Raw genomic sequence first — 17,735 nt, forward strand, 5'->3', positions numbered from 1 at the left:
CCACGAAGCGTTCATGAAGATCGCCACCTGCCTCATCTGTTGGCGGCAACTTCAACCTTCATTGTGTTAGCGTTTCTAAGCAAAAACCTATAGAAGCATAAGCAACCCGTCTTGGACTCATCACCGTCGCGTTCTTATCATTGATTGCACACATGACAAGAACGCAGGGACGGCAACTTCGCCGTCGCCGCAAGGTAGGAGACAGGATGAATCCGATCGACGAAGCCGCCACCATGCGAAAGGTCTATGGGCGCCTGATGCCCCTGCTTTTCGCCATGATGTTTTTCAACTATCTGGACCGGATCAACATCGGATTCGCCGCGCTGGATATGAACAAGCAGCTCGGCTTCAGCCCCGCTGTGTTCGGATTTGCCGGCAGCATTTTCTTTGTCGGCTACATGCTGCTCGAAGTGCCGAGCAACCTGCTGTTGCATCGCGTCGGCGCACGCCGCTGGATCGCGCGCATTCTTCTGACATGGGGCGCTGTGGCCGCGGTCACCGCGTTCGTCTTCAACGACACGAGCTTCTACGTGCTGCGTTTTCTGCTCGGCGTGATGGAAGCGGGCTTCCTGCCGGGCGTCGCGGTCTATCTGACGAAATGGTTTCCTGTACGTTACCGGGCGCGCGCGGTGGGCGGCTACATCATTGCCGGTTCTTTTTCGGCGGTGCTGGGCGGTCCCATTTCCACGGCGCTGATGACTTACGCGGACGGTATTCTCGGCCTGCACGGCTGGCAGTGGATGTTCATTCTGGAAGGCGTGCCGGCGATGCTGCTCGGTCTTCTCACACTGCGCATCATGACCGAGCGCCCCGCCGACGCCGCCTGGCTTTCCGCCGATGAAAAACGCTGGCTCGAATCCACGCTCGCCGCCGAGCGCGAGGCCTTGGGAGGCAACACGCATTTTCCGCTGTTGCGCGTGGCGGCCGACATCCGCGTGTGGAGTCTTGCATGCCTGTTCGGCTGCGCGCTGGTAGGCATTTATGGATTGTTCCTGTGGCTGCCGCAGATCGTCAAAAGCCTTGGACATCTAACTAATCTCGAAGTCGGTTTTCTGTCCGCCGCGCCGCCATTGCTCGGCGTACTCGGGACTTTCCTGATTAGCCGCAGTTCCGACCGCACCGGCGATCGCAAGAAACACCTCGCTTTCGTCTATGGCATGAGTGCACTTGCCATCGCCGGCAGCGCGTATGCGCCCAATCCTGTCATCGCCTATGTGCTGCTGTGCATCACGGGCCTGTTCATCTACGCGGGCAATCCGCTGTTCTGGAGCCTGGCGTCATCGTTCAGAACGGGAGCCGCGGGCGCCGCGACGATCGCGCTCATCAACACCATCGCGCAATTCGGCGGGCTGGTCGGACCGTGGAGCATCGGACTCGTGCGCAGCGCGACCGGCAACTTCAAGCTTGCGCTGCTGACCATTGCCGCGTTCCTTCTTGTATCGACGATCATCGCGCTCGTGATGCGAGTCACTGCATCCGACGACGAAACCGCCTCGCTCACCGCCGGCGATGCCGCGCCGCGTGCATGACCAACCAATCTTGCGACAACCAGAACGAAGGTACTTGCAGACATGATCATCGATTGTCACGGGCATTACACGACCTCGCCGCCGCAGCATGAAGCATGGCGCGTCCAGCAGATCGCCGCGCTAAAGGACGGTCACATGCCACCGGCACGCCCCAACATTAGCGACGACGAAATCCGCGAAAGCATCGAAACGGGCCAACTGCGCATTCAACGCGAGCGCGGAACGGACGTCACGATTTTTTCGCCACGCGCCGCAGGCATGGGTCACCATCTGGCCACCGCCGAAGCGAACGCGCACTGGTCGCGCGAATGCAACGACCTCGTGCATCGCGTGTGTTCGCTGTTTCCGCGCAATTTCGTGGGCGTATGCCAGTTGCCGCAAGCGCCGGGCGTGCCGCCCGCGAACTGTATCGACGAATTGCAGCGCTGTGTCGAAGAACTCGGCTTTATCGGCTGCAATCTGAATCCCGATCCATCCGGCGGACACTGGTCCGGACTGCCGCTCACGGATCGTTCGTGGTATCCGCTTTACGAAGCGATGGTGGAACTGGACGTGCCCGCGATGATCCACGTGTCGTCATCGTGCAATCCGAATTTCCACGCGACGGGCGCGCATTACATCAACGGCGACACGTCCGTGTTCATGCAGTTGCTCACCGGCGATCTGTTCGCCGACTTTCCCACCTTGCGCTTCGTCATTCCGCACGGCGGCGGCGCCGTGCCCTATCACTGGGGACGTTACCGCGGTCTCGCGCAGGACATGAAGCGTCCGCTGCTGCGCGACTATCTGCTGAACAACGTGTTCTTCGATACGTGCGTGTATCACCAGCCGGGCGCGGAACTGCTCGCGAAAGTCATTCCGGTCGAGAACATTCTCTTCGCGTCGGAAACGATAGGCGCGGTGCAAGGCATTGATCCGGAAACCGGCCACTATTACGACGATACGCGCCGCTACATCGATGCAATCGGTTGGCTCAGCGACGCAGACCGGCAACGTATCTACGAAGACAATGCGCGAGCGGTGTACCCGCGGCTTTCGCGTCAACTCGATCGACAATTCGCGGCGCAAGGAGCGATTGCATGAACCCAATAGGATGGCGGGAATTTGAGTCCGCACCGCAGGCTCGGCCCGCGACGCTCGACGCATTGCGCGAGCTCGCGGTCTCGCTGCTCAGCGACAACATGGCGCGAGCGAGCGGCATGATCGGACTGCGGCCGTATCATCGGCCGAAGCCTCTCGCGGGCACGGCGGTGACCGTGCATACGCGGCCCGGCGATAACCTCGCGATTCATCGCGCGTTCGATTTTTGCCGGCCCGGCGACGTGCTGGTGATCGACGGCGCGGGCGACCTCACGCAGGCGCTGATGGGCGAGATCATGGCAAGCTTCGCGCAAAGCCTCGGCGTGGAAGGACTCGTGATCGACGGTGCAATCCGCGATGTCGGCGCGTTGCGTCAGCGCGATTTTCCGGTGTATGCGCGCGGCGTCACGCATCGTGGTCCGTACAAGAACGGCCCTGGCGAAATCAATGTGCCTGTCACGGTAGGCGGCATGGTGGTCCGTCCAGGCGATATCATTGTCGGCGATGAAGACGGCCTGCTCGCAATCGCGCCCGCCGATGTCGACGCCGTTATCGAAGGCGCGCGCCGGCAACATGCGAAAGAAACGGCGGCCTTGAGGTCGATTGCGGAAGGCAATTTCGACCGCTCGTGGGTGGCCCCGCAACGCGACAGGATGATGAACACCTGAATGTGAGCCTCATGGCGCAATATCTGAACGCTGCAATGCTTCTTGAACTCGCGCGCGCCGCGGAAGCGCGCGCAAGCGCGCCCTGCCCGTGCATGAAGACGCCGCTCGACGGCTGGCAATCGCAACCGCTGTCCCTCGACGAAACGCAGTTCGCGGAAATCGGTACGCTTTCTACTGAAGACTATGCGGAGCCGACCTTCAGCGAGTATCTCCCCGGCAAAACGACCTACTGGTCCGTCGATGCGCCTATTGCACCAAGGTACTTTCCGTACAACCGGTGCGCGGTATGGGAATGCAAACTGTGCGGGCGTCTCTATCTGCACTACACGGAAGGCGGCGGTTATTTCGTCGATCGCAGGATTCGCGCTGTAAAAGCCGGGCTGGTTGAAGACGTGGCGTTGCCGTCTTAATCGACCAGGCACTCACCAGCCGCCAAACTCATAACTGCTATGCATCCCTCGCAATGTGCAGCGCAAACGGCAACCGCATAATGCCGTGACGCAACGCTCACATTGAAGCCGCGTTTGTCCCGCGAACCGGCAACGAGGAACCCCAATCCATGTCTGACAATGCAAATGCAAATGCCATTGCACAACCGCGCAACGGCGGACGCATTCTCGTCGATGCGCTCGCGCGCAACGGCGTCGATACCGTCTATTGCGTTCCCGGCGAAAGCTATCTGCCGGTGCTCGACGCGCTGCACGACGCGCATGGCATCCGCGTGATCACGACGCGCCATGAAGGCGCAGCGTCGAACATGGCCGATGCATACGGCAAGATCACCGGCCGCCCCGGCATCTGCTTCGTCACGCGCGGCCCCGGCGCCACGCACGCGAGCAACGGCGTGCACACGGCCAGTGAAGACTCCACGCCGATGATCCTGTTCATCGGCCAGGTGGAACGGGACTTCATGGGCCGCGGCGCATTCCAGGAAGTCGACTACCGCCAGATGTTCGGCGGGATTGCCAAGTGGGTCACGGAAATCGACAGCACCGAACGCATTCCCGAGATTCTCGCGAAGGCATTCAGCATCGCGATGTCGGGGCGCCCCGGTCCAGTGGTGATCGCGCTGCCCGAAGACGTGCTGTTCGGATCGGCAACCGTAGCCGATGCCCCCGCGGCACGTGTCGTCGAGGCGGCGCCCACGGCGCACGCGCTGAGTGAACTGCGCGCGCTACTCGAACGCGCGTCGCGGCCGCTCGCGATCGTCGGCGGCACCGGTTGGGATGCCGAAGCGACCGCGGCGTTGAGGCGCTTCATCGTGGCGAACGATCTACCCGTCGCCGCCTCGTTCCGCCGCCAGGATCTCTTCGATAATCGCGATCCGCACTATGTCGGCCAGCTCGGCCTCGGCGTATCGTCGAAGCTCGCCGAACGCGCGCGCACCGCCGACCTGTTGATCGTCGTCGGCTCCCGGCTCGCGGAGACGACCTCGTCGGGCTATACGTTGTTCGAAAGCCCGACGCCCGCGCAGACGATGATTCATGTGCATCCCGATCCGCAGGAACTCGGCCGCGTCTACCAGGCGCGCTTGCCGATCAACGCCGGCCTGCGCGAGTTCGCGCTCGCGCTGGATAGCGTCGCGCCGGTCAGCTCGCATGCGTGGGCGCAATGGACGAAGGACGCACGCGCCGACTACGTGGCTCATTCGACGCCGCCCGCACCATCGCCGGAAATTGTGGGCGTGGATCTCGCGCAAGTGGTCGGGCACCTGAACGAAGTGCTGCCCGACGACGCCGTCATTTCGAACGGCGCGGGCAACTATACGGTCTGGGTGCACCGGTACTACCGCTACAGGATGCCCGCGACCGAGCTCGCTCCCACGAACGGCGCAATGGGCTACGGCTTTCCCGCCGCCATTGCCGCCAAGCTGCGCGATCCGCAACGCAGCGTGGTCTGCTTCGCCGGCGACGGCTGTTTCATGATGTACCCGCAGGAGCTCGCCACCGCCGTACAGTTCGGCGCGCCGCTTATCGTCATCGTCGTCAACAACGGGATGCTCGGCACGATTCGCATGCAACAGGAACGCGAGTATCCGGGCCGCGTCTCGGCGACCCAGCTCGCGAATCCGGATTTCGTCGCGCTAGCCAAAGCGTTCGGCGCACACGCGGAGCGCGTCGAACGTACCGAGGATTTCCCCGCTGCGTTCGAGCGCGCGCAACAGGCCGGCGTCGCGGCGCTGATCGAACTGCGCACCGATCCGCGGCAGTTCACGCCGGTTAGCCGTCTGAGTGCATGAGCGTGGCCGCGTGCAACGTCGTATTCGGCCACGTGCCGTCGCTGACGAGATCCGCGGCAAGATCGCGGATCATCTGCGCGACGTTCCATACGCCTTCCGGCATCACGCGGTTTTGCGGCCACGCGATGGCGACTTCCCGCTGCACGACGGGGTCCGTCAGCGGAAAACATTTCACCGTGCCCGATGCCACTTCGTCGACGACGGCGGCTGCGGGCAGCACAGTCGCGCCGCATCGTTCGATCACGAGGCGCTTCGTGATGGATATCGAGCCATCGCATTCGAGCGCGATCATAGGCGCAAAGCCGTGCCGCGCCGCAAGCGATTCCACGAGCACGCGCAGTCCGTGATGCGTACTCGGCAGAATCAACGGAACGCCGGCGAGCCCGCTGACTGCAAACGGCCCGTCGGGCACCGGCGATGCGGCGGGCGTCACGAGGCACACCTGCTCCGACAGCAGCGCGTCGAACTGGTTCGTGCCCGGATGCTCGGGCACATACATGATCGCTAGGTCGATCTCGCCGTCGTTCAGCAAGCCGAGAAGATGAGTCGCGAGTCCTTCGACGAAACGCACTCGCGTGGCCGGATAGCGCGCCTTCAGACGATGGCCGAGACTGCCGAACATCATGCGCGCGATGGTCGGCTGCGCGGCAACGGTGAGCGTGGCCGGCCCGCGCGCGGCGCTGTCCTGCATCGCGACGCGAGCTTCGTCGAGCGTCTTTTCCATCGCGAGCGCGTAACCGAGGAGTTGTTCACCACGCGCGGTGAGCCCGACTCCGCGGCCGCTACGGCGAAAGAGCCGCACGCCGAGCTCCGCTTCGAGCATGCCGATACGCCGGCTGACGGTCGACTGATTCGCGCCCAGCTCCATCGCGGTGCGCGAGATGCTGCCGGTTTTCGCGACGCGCGCGAACAGGGCGAGATCGTCTGAGTTCATGGACGCGGAGTAGTTAGCCGGAATAGTTAGCCATACTGCGCGAATACGTCGTACCGCTCACCGCGTTACAAACGCTATGCTCACAGGAGACGGCACGCTCGCCGATTGCCCGGTCTGCGACAGCATGCCAGAAGCATTGTCGATAGCGAGCACGTTCACTGTGCCGCTGCGCTGATTCGCGACCAGCATCCACTTTCCGGACGAATCGATCGCGAATGCCCACGGTTTTTCACCGCCCGACGAAATGCGCTGAACTGGCGACAGTTCGCCGGAGGCCGCATCGACGCGATAGACCGCGAGCAGATTCTCCGCGCGATTTTCGGCGTACACGAAGCGTCCGTCGCCGCTGACCGCGATTTCCGCTCCGCTCGGCGTGCCTTTGAAGTCTTCGCCGCTGATCGGCAACAACTGCCGCAACGTCAAGCGCCCTTGCGGTGCGTCCCAGCGAAACACCAGCACCTGCGCGGACAATTCGCTGATCACATAGACAAACTGACCGTTCGCGCCGAATGCGATATGACGCGGCCCGCTCCCCGGCGGCGCAGCGAACGATCGCGGAGGAGTGGCGTCGTCGGCCACGAGCGCGTGCGCCGCGCGGTCAAAGCCGTAAACGAACACGCGATCGGCGCCGAGGTCGGGAACAAGTGCATACCGCCCCGAGGGATCGACTGCCGCGCTATGCGCATGCGCGCTTGCCTGCCTGCGGTTCGGGCCCGAACCGACCTCCTTAACCGTGCTGACGACCGCGCCCAGGCTTCCATCGTCATTGACCGCGATGCTCGATACCGAACCGCCACCGTAATTCGCAGCGAGCAACGTCATCGACGGGATGTCCAGGTACAGGTTCGTGGTGCCGCTGCCTCTTGTCGCAACGTCGTTGATCCTGGCGAGCGCGCCGTTCGAGCGATTCACCGCGTAGGCGATCACGCGCCCTTCTTTCGTGTTGTCGTCGTCGACCGCGTAGAGCACCGGCAAAGCCGGATGCGCGGCGACCCATGTGGAGCGCGGCCCCTCGGCAACCTTGCCGATCGTCGTGAGGCGGCCCGTGGATGTATCGAAGCGCATGGCGTGAATCTGGCGGTCCTGCGTGCCGATGTAGACGAGTTCCGTGCGCGCGTCTTGCGACGATGTGCCCGCACTGCTGCACGCACTCAATGCCGCCGCGAGCGACATCAGTACAGCGAGCGCGCCGGTTTTAACGTATCGCGTACGCGTGATTCTTGTTAAAGGCTGGGTCATAGGCGGCGAATCTGGAGACCTGAGTGAACTGAAGATGTCTTCCAGACTATTCGATTCACCGCGGTACGTCCCTGCATAAAAGCACGATTCGCCGGCATTTTTCGCTGCACGCGCTGCGTTGTCCAGGCGCTTACTGCGACGAAGCCTTGCGATGAGGCTGCTGCCGCGCGGCCACGCGAAACTGGCTGGGTGCCTGACCGACTTCCCTGCGAAAGAAGCGCGTGAAATACGCGGCATCGGCGAAACCGAGGCCAAAAGCAATCTGCTCCACCGACATGTCGCCGAAAATCAGATTGCGCTTCGCCTCCGTAATGATGCGGGCGTGGATCATCTTGGTGGGGCTTTGCTCAGTCGCCGACGCGCACGCTGCACGCAGTTGCACGAGAGACACCGCCATCATCGATGCATAGGCCTGCAGCGGCAGATTCTCGCGGAAGTGTTCATCAATCAACTTGCGAAAACGTTCGACGAGCCGAATGTCGTTGCGAGTCGAGCTTTCGTGCGCCGCATCGAGGCGCGCCTCGCGAACCAGCTTGAGCAAAAGCATGGTGAGCAGCGCTTCGGTGCCGACCACATGGCCGGTCGCATCCGATTCCACTTCTTCCTTCAGGCTGTGGATCAAGCTGCAGAACTCCATTCCCGCTTCTGCGGAATGGGCAAGTGGAATCACGCGCGGCGCAGCCCACAGTGCGATGAATTCGTGAAACCTGGCGTTCACCTGCGCCAGATAGGCGACCTCGATCGTGACGACCCAGCGGTCGGCATCGACTTCATAGTCGAGACCATGCACGCACTCGGTCGGCAACAGCAATGCGCACGGCCCTTCGAACGGCACGCTGCTGCCTTCCAGATTCATCACGCCGCGCCCATTGCGCACGAATATCACTTGCCCGTAGGCCGGATGTGCGTGAGGCTCGGTTCGCCAGCGGCCTCGTTCGGTGACATGTCCAACGTGCACGAACCAGTCCCGTTCTTCAGGGCGCTCAACGTACAGACGAACCTTCGGAACAGTTGTCAGCTTCGCCTTGGAACCGGACCGCGTTTGATACTTTGCCGACGCACTGTTTGTCATAAAGTCTCCTTGGCCGCTACGGATTCACGCGCCTATTGATTCACGCGCCCACTATCAGCATTCCGGTTTCGCGAGCCATCGGGCAACGCGATGCGGATAACCGCATGCTGCTCGTGACGTTTGGCGAGTGGAACCGCGAAGTGCGTGAGAAGATGGACGCGGCACGAATTGCGGTGCGCATGCGCGAGTTTGCAGCAGCGCTAACAGCGGAAAAAACCCACGAGAGCGCCGTAGATTTTTGCATATCTTCGAACAGCACGCGCCCTGCTATTTACCCGAACGCGCAGCGCGGCGGCGATCAGAATCGATGCACCATGCCGATAATCGCGCCGCGCGTGTCGGCACCCGGCGCGACGGCAAGGCCCGTATAGCCGGTGCCGTTGAGCGTGAAGCGCGCCTGATTGCGGTTCTGGATAAAGCCTGCGGAGCCGTACAGCGTCGTGCGTTTCGACAGTGAATAGGCGTACGTCAGACCGACCTGCTGCGCATTATTGCCCTGCCCGGTCCGGTCATGCGCATAGCCGTACATGACTGAAAACTGCGCGGCCGGACTGAATGCATAAGAACCGGATGCCTCATACACATCGCGTTTGATACTGTTATCGGTCTGGTGTTCAGTGTGGTACGCCAGATAGAACCGCGCGGCCCCTACAGCGACAGACGCCCCCGCGTTGAACAGTTTGAGTGTGGACGTTCCCGCGGCGTTTGCCGCCTGCTCGTAGCCTGCGGCGATGCGAAAAGGTCCGTTCTCGTAGCGAAGCGCCGCGTTATAGAACTGGAATCCGTTGGTCGGCTTCGTGGTGGAATCGCGCATTGCCACCATGAACTGCGCGCTCAGGCCGTACACCGTCGGCGTGAAATAAGAAATCGCGTTGTTCACGCGCACGGTCAGGCTGTTGAAGTTATTCATTGGCGAGCCAATGCTCATGACCGCCACAGGGTCGAGCTCGGGGTTGATAAAGATGTACTGAGGCGTGTTTTGCAGGCCAAAGCGCGTCTCGCCGAATGCGCCGGATAGACCGACCCACGCCTGCCGGTTAAAAGCGGCGGCCGAATTTGAAGCCGCGCCTGTCACGCCGGAGAAGCCCTGCTCCAACTGGAAATTGACGTGCAGACCGCCACCTATGTCTTCACTGCCCTTCAAGCCATACCGGCTTGCGAACAGTCCGCCGGACACCGCGCGAAGAACCGTTCCCGCAGCGGAATTCCGGTATTCGATGCCGTTGTCGATAACCCCGTACAGCATGACCGACGACTGCGCGTATGCAGAATTGAAAGCGCATGCCGATGCAATCACGGATAAACCCATGATGGTCTTTTTCATTTCGTCTCCTGTTTATAGTTTGTTTGTGCGAGGCTGATCCCGGCCGCCAGGGTCGCTACGGCCGCTACGGTCGCTGTGCGCTATCAAGCGTATTGAATGAGCGGTGGCGCGTCCCTACACAAAAGTCAGTTTCACTGGCATTTTTTGGGTAGTACTGGCTCGAGCGAAAGCGCCTCGTCGACCTCGTTGATTTTTGGCGCCCATTCGCGGCGAAGCAGAATGACGGTGCTCGCCGCGCCCATTAACAGGAAGATGAAAATCGCCATCATCGGCAGTTCGTAGCTTCCGCCAACGTGCAGAAGCCAGCCCGAAAGACTCGCCGATACACCTCCCGCCAGGCTGGTCGCGACCTGCTGTAGCCCGGTGTTCAAGCCGACGGCCTGAGTCGGAATCAACGTTAGTTTGCACAGCGCGAGATTGTTCGCCGTGACGAGCCCCAGCAGCGACAGCGACGCTACGTTCCAGAAGAGCGCCATGTCCGCCGTCCGCGCATAGGCGCCGAGCAGAACCGTCGTGCCGCCGATAAAACCCGCCACGATAAAGCATTTGCGCACGAACACGGCGTCGTGTCCGCGCGCGATCATGCGGTCTGCGGCGAACCCCGCGAGCGCCGCCACGACCGCGATCCCCGCAAAGCTAAAAAACGTATAAACGCCCGACTTCTCCAGCGAAAGCCCGCGCTGTTCCACCAGATAGGCAGGCATCCATGTCATGCAGTAGAACGCGAAGTAGCTGTAGCAGAAATTGTTGACGAGCCCGCCCCATACAACAGGGCTCGCCAGCAGATTACGGAGAGGCACCGAAGCGGCCCGATGCATGGCCGCCGCGAGTTCATCGCGCGACGGGTAATCGTTTCGCACCATCAGCAGCCAGGGCAGCAACCAGATGAGTCCGACAAGTCCTGTTGCAATGAACATCAGTTGCCAGGAATACCCGACGATCATCCACGCCGCGATAGGTGCGCCGAGTGCGGGCCCCATCTTGCCGCCAATCGAAAAGATGCCTAATGCAGTGCCTTTCTGCGTTTCCGCGAAGTTGTTCGCGAGGTAGCGATAGGTGGCCGGCACCACCACCGCTTCCGCAACGCCGATAAGCAGACGCATCACGATCAGCGCCGACAATGTCGTCACCATGCCGGTAGCCGCGGCTGCCAGACACCACAGCACGAAGCACACGGAATACGGCCACTTCACGCCATAGCGATCGACGAGCCAGCCCATCGGCATCTGAAACAGGCCATAAGACCAGAAGACGGCGGAATTGAGCCAGCCGCGCTCGATGCTCGTCAGCGCAAAGTGCCGGACAAAGCTTTTGTCCGCGAGCGCAGCGGAAAGGCTCGTGCGATCGACAAAAGAAATCAGCAGGCCTAGCGCGAGAAGCACGAGGATGCCCCAAGGGTTTTCTGCGCCCGCGCGTCTGTGCGTCAACTGATTCGTCTCCATGCTCACAGCGTCGGAATGTATAGCGGCATCGCTTCTTCCCACAGCGTATCCGTGATCGGCCGCTGATTGCTGCCGTCCGCATTCATCACCCAGTTCTGGCCGTCGGGCTGGAAGCTGTTGTCGTAGAGCGCGAGTTCGTCGCGAAAGCCATACGTACCCGAGCTATACGCGATGCGGCCGTCCCACGTCCATACGGCGTGCCCCTGATTCGAGCCGTCGGTCGTGAGCCGTGTGAGGCCCGTGCCGTCCGGTCGGATCGTGAACACGTCGTAGTTGAACCGGTTTGGATTCGTGGCGTCGATCTGCTTGCGCGTGAACACGATCCTGCTGCCGTCCGGCGACCAGCCCGGCAGATTGTCGGCGCCGCTCGTCAACACAGTCGTGCTGCGCGTGGCCAGGTCGAGAATGCGCAGCCCCTGAACCGCGTCGCTCCACACGCGGTACACGAGTTTCTTGCCGTCCGGCGAGTAGCTCGGAAAGCCCGAATTGATGGAGCCGTCTGTCAATGCTTCAGCCTGGCCGTTCATGCTGCCATCGGCCCTGATACGCATGATCTGCGCGGGGCCGGTACTGCGCGTGAAAAACCAGTTGCCCACACCGAAAGCGACCCACTGCCGATCGGGCGACCATGCCGGTTGAAATGCGCCGGCGAGACCCTGCGCGATGGCAGCGGGGTCGAGGCCGCTCGTGGCCGGATCGTAAATGCGCGTGTAACCGGACAGATCGGGATTCGCAACGGCAATCGACGAATTAATTGCCTTCTCCGTATAAACGAGCTTCGCGCGATCCCTCGACAATTGCGGGAATACATCCAGATACGTGTACTTCCATGCGGGGTCGAAACTGAAGAGCGGCGTGCCATTGGCGCGTGCGGGACTAAACGCGACTTTTTCGTAGACCAGCTTCGTGCCGTCGGGCGAATAACGCGGCGAGCGGATACCCGTATTGGCTGTCGAGTGGAAAGTACCTGCCGTTGTATAAAGCCCTTCGGTCGAGCCGCCCTTGACGTGATACGCGACGGTGGCCGCATTCAGATATTGCGGAAAGACCTTGAAGCCCGCCGTGGAGGTGAGCGTCGTTCGTGAAAGGCTCGTTATATCCACAGACACCAGTTGCGAGTTCACCGAGTTGATCGACTCGGGACGGTGCGCGCCCCATGTCGATTCCACCGGCGTTTCATAGAACACCACGCGCTTGCCATCCGGCGACCACGACGGCGAACCCTCGTCATAGCCGGAAACGCCGGCAATTTTCTTCCAGCCGGAACCGTCTGGCCGGACGATATAGATACTGCTTTCCTGCGTACGCTCCCAGCCGGTCGGCAGATTGTGGCCGCGCCAGTCGGAGCCGGTATCCGAAGACAACGCAAGCCATTTGCCGTCCGGCGACCATGACGGCCTGAAGTAACCATGCGGGCGCGTCGGATCGAAACCGAGCGAGCCCGTCACGTTGTTCAATGCGCCCGTCGATAGGTTCAGCGTCCACACGTTGGTCGTGCCGAAGCCGTCGTTGCCGCGGCGCGACGAGACGAACGCGATCACGTTCGGGTCCGTCGGCGAGAAGACGGCCGCATCGTCGACCGCAATGTGATCGGTTAGCCGCTCGAGACCGGTGCCGTCCACTTTCACGCGATACAGGTTCGATTGACCAGCGCCGTCGCGCTCGGACGTGAACACAAGCCACTGGCCGTCTTTCGAAAAGGACGCGTGATAGTCGAAGCCGGTACTTGGAATCAGCTTGCGTTCGCCAGTACCGTCGGCATTCGATATGTACAACTCTGAACTGACGGGGCCGACGCGGTTGAGGAACAAGGTTCCTTTCGGCGCCGTGCCCGCGGTGCCCGCAACGGCAACCGAAACCGAAGCGGAAACCGAGACAGCCCCGATGGCGATGCACGCGAGAAGCTTCTTTAAGGACGAAGTGAGATACACAGCGAATGCCTCCATGAGTTTTATGATCAAGCGGTTTTATTTCCTCGATACCTCCGTTCGCTCCTGCTTTCCGGGCACGATTCAGCCGAGGCTGCCGGTCACGTCGTCGAACAGTTCATCCACCGAAAGCCGATGCGGAATGATCTTCTGATCGAGCGCCCAGTCGATTGCCAACTGAATGCCCTTGCGGTTCTCCTCGAGTCCAATAGGCGGAAACACGGCGGGCACACCGCCTTCGGTCTGCGTGCGGCTCTCCACGATCATCCGGTACAGTTCGCGCACAATGTCCGGACGCTTCTTCGAAATGTCCTCGTGCACGACGAACATGTGGTTGATCGGCACCACGCCTTCGCGCGCGAACCAGTCTTTGGCCGCGGCCTGCGCGTTAGGCACCAGCGTGCGTACGCGTTCGTCTTTGGGCATGTCCTCGCCGAGCAGCGCGGCGGCGAGTTCGCCGTCCAGCATCATCTGCGGGATCGACGAACCGGCGGGCAAACGTTCGCAGTTATTCGGATCGCGGTACTCGGCGAGATGGCCGTCGCCGAGCGTCATCCACGTGACCTTGTCGAGATCGACGCCATATTCGTGGCGCAAAATGCCGCGAATCCATAGCGCGGTCGTCTGCGTATAAGTGCGAACGCCGACTTTCCTGCCTTCTATGTCCTTCGGATCGAGCTGGCCGAACTCGATGTTGTAGCCCGCGCAGTGATGCTGGAAGCGCCCCGAAATCGGCGTCGGCAACAACACATAGGGCTTGCCGTAAGCCTTGGCCTGCAGGAACGTGACGATCGCGAGTTCGCCGGCGTCGAACGCGTTCTCGCGCACCATCGCCTTGAAGCCGTTGTGCGCCGGCGTGGGCCCGCAGTAGTCGAGCTTGACGAGGTCCGAGGCGACGCGTCCTTCCTTCATCGCTTTCGTGACCGGATAAGTGGCCAGATTCGTGCGTAAGGTGGGCACGTCCGCGGACCGCTCGGTAAACGTCGTTGTCATTGCGCTTCTTTCCTGTGCTTGAATGAATCCGGTTCAATACCCCGCCATCTCGCGCGCCATGCCGACCACACCGTAGCTGCGCAGCGGCGCCGACATCAGAAAGCGATATCCCTCTTCGAGCAGGCGTTTGTGGTTCTTCGCGTTCACGTGCGGATTGCCGACCACCACGTTGTGCTTGCGGCACGTTTCGACGATCTTGCGCATCGCGTCGACCACCACCGGGTGCTCATAGTCGCGGGGATAGCCGAGCTCCTGGCTCAGGTCGCCCTCGCCGATCAGAATGAAGCCGATGCCCGGCACGTTCGACAGAATGTCGTCGAGGTTTTCGATCGCCTCGGTGCTCTCGCACATCAGCCCGACGAGAATTTCTCCTTGCGGCGCGAGCGGCCACACGTCGGCCTTGCGGTAGTAATCGGCCATGCTCAAACCCCAGTAACGCGCCGCGTTGGCCGGGCCGTCGCCGCGCACGCCCTTCGGCTCATACAAGGGCGCGCTTTTAGGCCGCGCATACCGGCACGACGCGACTGCGTTGTATGCCTGCTCGACTGTCGCCACATGCGGCCAGATCACGCCGTAAGCGCCGCGGTCGAGCACCTGCTTCGCGAACGCCTGATTCATTTCGGCGCCGTTGGCGGGAATGCGCGCGATCGGCGTCACACGCGGCGCTACCGAGCCCGACTCGGCGATCTGCTTGCGGCTGAGCATGTACTGCAACGCGTCGCCGAGCGCGGTCACGTCGTACGGGTTGTGCTCCATTTCGAAGACGATGCCGTCGTACGGCGCATCGCTCATCTCGATGGCGGTCTGCTTGTCGAGCTTCGAGAACGCGGCAAAAGCGGGCTTGCCGGATTCGAATGCGCGGATGATGCTGTTGAGTCGCGTGTCGCTCATGGTCTTTATCTCAGGATGAAGAGGGGCAGGCGTGGATGCATGAACTTGAGTTGGGCGTGGCTCATTCGTCGGCCTTCCAGTACATGAAGCCCATGCCTTCGCCGGTGCCGGCCGGCGTACGCCAGCACGGCACATAGTCGACGAGCGTCATGCTGGCGCGCGTTTCCTGCACGGCCTTCATCACGCTGACGTAAAGCTTGATTTCGGAGGTGCCCGACTGATACGAACGGTTGTCCACCGCGGCGAGACCTTCGTAGTCGTAGCCGGCGAGCATCTTCATGATGCGGCGGTCGAATTCCTCGTCGTTGACGAAATGCGAGAGACCGCCGGATGCGAAGATGCCGACTCGCACATCCTCCGGCCACGCGTCGATCGCGTCGCGCAGTACCGCTCCGAACTCGATGCAGCGCGACATGGACGGCTGCGTCGGCGGATAAAAGCAGTTCATGATGATCGGCACATGCGGCGGCGGTTCGTCGCCCATGATCTGGTGATAGACGAAGCTGTACGCATGCGGCACGACCGGATACGCCGGCAATGGCTTCATCCACACGTTGTCGGGCCACGCGAACAGATCGGTGAGATCGAAGCCTTCGCGCTGGAAGTGCCCGATCAGATAACTGGCCAGCTTTGGATGACACTGGTGCGTAACGTGGTGGTCCGGTGCATAAACGGAGCGCTGCGGCGGGCCGTTATGCACTTGCTCGCCGCTGTAGATGGCGATGGACGGCGAGCAGTGCGTAAAGATCTCTTTCTGATCCTTGCCGAGAATGATCGCGACGTCGATGTTCGCGTCGCGATACGCGGCGGCCATGACGTCGAGCGCGGCGCGGCAGCGCGCGGCGCGCGCGGTGCGCTCCTCGAGCGTCAGGAACTTCTCGAACGCCGCTTCGCGATGCGCTTCCAGCTCCGCGTAAGTCCAGGTCCGATTGCGATACCACAGCTCCGGATTGCTACGGTCGCGCTCACCGTTCTTTAGCCAGTCCTCCGGTGCCTGACCCAGCATGCCGCTATGCGGCACTGCCATCCCGAATACAATCTTCGCCATGTAAGGTTTCTCAGTGAATTAGTGTTTCAACATTGGTCTCGACGGCGCCGGCGTGCGTGCTACGCCTCGCGCAGCGCAGGCTGCATTTCCGTGACCTTCGGCGCCCATTCGGGGCGATAAAGAATCGCCGTGGCGAGCGCTCCAATCGCGAGGAAGACGAGGATCACCATCATCGGCAGGTCATAGCTTCCGCTCACATGCAGCAGCCATCCGGACAGGCTCGCCGTCACGCCGCCCGCGAGACTCGTCGCGACCTGCTGTACGCCCGTGACGAGTCCGATCGCCTGCTTCGGAATCAGGGAGAGCCGCGACAGCACCAGGTTGTTCGCCGTCACGAGGCCAAGCAGCGAGAGCGACAGCACATTCCAGAAGAGCGCCATGTCGAGCGTCTGCGCATACGCGCCGAGCAGCACCGTGCACCCGCCGACAAAGCCGGTGATGGTGAACACCTTGCGCACGAGAATCGCGTTGTGCCCTCTTGCGATGATCCGGTCCGCCGCCCATCCCGCGAGCGCCGCGACGATCGCGATGCCGGCAAAGCTGAAGAAAGTGAAAAGCCCCGACTTGGACAGCGACAGGTGACGTTGCTCGACCAGATACGCGGGCATCCACGTCATGCAGTAAAACGTGAAATAGCCGTAGCAGAAGTTGGTGATCAAACCGCCCCACACCACCGGGCTCGACACGATGCTGCCGAGACTCACCATGCGCGCGCGCCGGTTCGCCGCCGCGAGTTGCGCCTTGTCCGGCAGATCGTTGCGCGCGAGCAGCAGCCAGGGCGCGAGCCAGATAAGCCCGACGAGGCCCGTGGCGACGAACATCACCTGCCACGAATAGTGGACGATGAACCATGCGCCGACCGGCGCGCCCAATGCCGGGCCGAACTTGTTGCCCATCGCCAGCAGCCCGACCGCGAGACCGTTCTGGCTCTCGTCGAAGTTGTTGCGAATCCAGCGGTAGCTCGCCGGAATCACAATCGCCTCGGCCATCCCGATGACAAGACGCATCACGACGAGGCTCGCGAGCGCCGTGACCGCGCCCATCATCGCGGTGGCGACGCACCACAACGCGAAGCTGATCGCATACGGCCACTTCACGCCGTAGCGGTCGGCGACCCAGCCCATCGGAATCTGGAACGCGCCGTATGACCAGAAGAACGCCGCGTTGATCCAGCCGCGATCCACATTGGTGAGCGCGAAGTGCCGGATGAAGTTCGCGTCGGCGAGCGTCGACGAAATGCTGGTGCGGTCGACGAACGAAATCAACACGCCGAGCGCAAGGAGTGCGAGCACGGCCCACCGGCTCACGCCTGCCTGTCGTTCAGATCTGCTTGTCTCCATCTTCTGTT

At 61.8% G+C, this 17,735-nt stretch carries 15 protein-coding genes; 5 read left to right on the plus strand and 10 right to left on the minus strand.

Annotated features, from left to right (window positions below):
* The first annotated feature begins 206 nt into the window (after positions 1-206).
* The 5 genes from AB6809_RS30520 (at position 207) to AB6809_RS30540 (ending at position 5,516) form a co-directional block, all read left to right on the plus strand.
* Positions 207-1,529 carry an MFS transporter gene (locus tag AB6809_RS30520; RefSeq protein WP_029968896.1) on the plus strand — a complete coding sequence of 441 codons (1,323 nt, stop codon included), beginning with the start codon at positions 207-209 and terminating at the stop codon, positions 1,527-1,529.
* A gap of 42 nt (positions 1,530-1,571) precedes the next feature.
* Positions 1,572-2,612 carry an amidohydrolase family protein gene (locus AB6809_RS30525; protein WP_371027900.1) on the plus strand — a complete coding sequence of 347 codons (1,041 nt, stop codon included), beginning with the start codon at positions 1,572-1,574 and terminating at the stop codon, positions 2,610-2,612.
* Positions 2,609-3,277 (plus strand): RraA family protein, encoded by a 669-nt coding sequence (locus tag AB6809_RS30530; protein WP_371027901.1) that lies wholly within the window; start codon positions 2,609-2,611, stop codon positions 3,275-3,277. Before AB6809_RS30525 ends, AB6809_RS30530 begins: the two co-directional genes overlap by 4 nt.
* Positions 3,278-3,288: 11 nt before the next feature.
* Entirely contained in the window at positions 3,289-3,687 is a 399-nt protein-coding gene (locus AB6809_RS30535; RefSeq protein ID WP_371027902.1) for a hypothetical protein, read from the plus strand.
* Positions 3,688-3,836: 149 nt separating this feature from the next.
* Complete coding sequence (locus tag AB6809_RS30540; RefSeq protein ID WP_371027903.1) at positions 3,837-5,516, plus strand: thiamine pyrophosphate-binding protein; 1,680 nt, start codon at positions 3,837-3,839, stop codon at positions 5,514-5,516.
* Here the strand turns inward: AB6809_RS30540 and AB6809_RS30545 are convergent.
* The 10 genes from AB6809_RS30545 to AB6809_RS30590 form a co-directional block, all read right to left on the minus strand.
* Positions 5,497-6,450 (minus strand): LysR family transcriptional regulator, encoded by a 954-nt coding sequence (locus AB6809_RS30545; protein WP_371027904.1) that lies wholly within the window; start codon positions 6,448-6,450, stop codon positions 5,497-5,499. The genes AB6809_RS30540 and AB6809_RS30545 overlap by 20 nt on opposite strands.
* A gap of 57 nt (positions 6,451-6,507) precedes the next feature.
* Positions 6,508-7,689: a lactonase family protein gene (locus AB6809_RS30550; RefSeq protein WP_371027905.1), complete on the minus strand. Its 1,182-nt coding sequence runs from the start codon at positions 7,687-7,689 to the stop codon at positions 6,508-6,510.
* Positions 7,690-7,819: 130 nt separating this feature from the next.
* A complete protein-coding gene (locus AB6809_RS30555; protein ID WP_371027906.1) occupies positions 7,820-8,761 on the minus strand; it encodes a helix-turn-helix domain-containing protein in 942 nt (313 codons plus the stop codon).
* A 298-nt stretch (positions 8,762-9,059) separates the two neighbouring features.
* A complete protein-coding gene (locus AB6809_RS30560; protein ID WP_371027907.1) occupies positions 9,060-10,085 on the minus strand; it encodes a porin in 1,026 nt (341 codons plus the stop codon).
* 131 nt (positions 10,086-10,216) lie between these two features.
* Positions 10,217-11,527: an MFS transporter gene (locus AB6809_RS30565; protein ID WP_371027908.1), complete on the minus strand. Its 1,311-nt coding sequence runs from the start codon at positions 11,525-11,527 to the stop codon at positions 10,217-10,219.
* Between the two features lie 2 nt (positions 11,528-11,529).
* Complete coding sequence (locus AB6809_RS30570) at positions 11,530-13,488, minus strand: TolB family protein (protein WP_371027909.1); 1,959 nt, start codon at positions 13,486-13,488, stop codon at positions 11,530-11,532.
* A 51-nt stretch (positions 13,489-13,539) separates the two neighbouring features.
* Entirely contained in the window at positions 13,540-14,448 is a 909-nt protein-coding gene (locus tag AB6809_RS30575) for a phosphate ABC transporter substrate-binding protein (protein WP_371027910.1), read from the minus strand.
* Positions 14,449-14,481: 33 nt separating this feature from the next.
* Entirely contained in the window at positions 14,482-15,339 is an 858-nt protein-coding gene (locus tag AB6809_RS30580) for an HpcH/HpaI aldolase/citrate lyase family protein (protein ID WP_006050430.1), read from the minus strand.
* A gap of 61 nt (positions 15,340-15,400) precedes the next feature.
* Positions 15,401-16,387, minus strand: coding sequence for a protocatechuate 3,4-dioxygenase (locus tag AB6809_RS30585; RefSeq protein WP_371027911.1), 987 nt, complete (start codon positions 16,385-16,387; stop codon positions 15,401-15,403).
* Positions 16,388-16,446: 59 nt separating this feature from the next.
* Complete coding sequence (locus AB6809_RS30590; protein ID WP_006050432.1) at positions 16,447-17,727, minus strand: MFS transporter; 1,281 nt, start codon at positions 17,725-17,727, stop codon at positions 16,447-16,449.
* Positions 17,728-17,735 lie beyond the last annotated feature (8 nt).

This window comes from Paraburkholderia sp. RCC_158, from assembly GCF_041355255.1.
In the GTDB taxonomy this organism is placed as follows: Bacteria; Pseudomonadota; Gammaproteobacteria; order Burkholderiales; family Burkholderiaceae; genus Paraburkholderia; species Paraburkholderia graminis.

Coding starts and splice junctions, on each gene's coding strand:
- AB6809_RS30565 (WP_371027908.1), bottom strand. CDS start 11,527: ATGGAGACGAATCAGTTGACGCACAGACGCGCGGGCGCAGAAAACCCT.
- AB6809_RS30520 (WP_029968896.1), top strand. CDS start 207: ATGAATCCGATCGACGAAGCCGCCACCATGCGAAAGGTCTATGGGCGC.
- AB6809_RS30580 (WP_006050430.1), bottom strand. CDS start 15,339: ATGAGCGACACGCGACTCAACAGCATCATCCGCGCATTCGAATCCGGC.
- AB6809_RS30560 (WP_371027907.1), bottom strand. CDS start 10,085: ATGAAAAAGACCATCATGGGTTTATCCGTGATTGCATCGGCATGCGCT.
- AB6809_RS30590 (WP_006050432.1), bottom strand. CDS start 17,727: ATGGAGACAAGCAGATCTGAACGACAGGCAGGCGTGAGCCGGTGGGCC.
- AB6809_RS30585 (WP_371027911.1), bottom strand. CDS start 16,387: ATGGCGAAGATTGTATTCGGGATGGCAGTGCCGCATAGCGGCATGCTG.
- AB6809_RS30550 (WP_371027905.1), bottom strand. CDS start 7,689: ATGACCCAGCCTTTAACAAGAATCACGCGTACGCGATACGTTAAAACC.
- AB6809_RS30540 (WP_371027903.1), top strand. CDS start 3,837: ATGTCTGACAATGCAAATGCAAATGCCATTGCACAACCGCGCAACGGC.
- AB6809_RS30545 (WP_371027904.1), bottom strand. CDS start 6,450: ATGAACTCAGACGATCTCGCCCTGTTCGCGCGCGTCGCGAAAACCGGC.
- AB6809_RS30555 (WP_371027906.1), bottom strand. CDS start 8,761: ATGACAAACAGTGCGTCGGCAAAGTATCAAACGCGGTCCGGTTCCAAG.
- AB6809_RS30535 (WP_371027902.1), top strand. CDS start 3,289: ATGGCGCAATATCTGAACGCTGCAATGCTTCTTGAACTCGCGCGCGCC.
- AB6809_RS30575 (WP_371027910.1), bottom strand. CDS start 14,448: ATGACAACGACGTTTACCGAGCGGTCCGCGGACGTGCCCACCTTACGC.
- AB6809_RS30525 (WP_371027900.1), top strand. CDS start 1,572: ATGATCATCGATTGTCACGGGCATTACACGACCTCGCCGCCGCAGCAT.
- AB6809_RS30530 (WP_371027901.1), top strand. CDS start 2,609: ATGAACCCAATAGGATGGCGGGAATTTGAGTCCGCACCGCAGGCTCGG.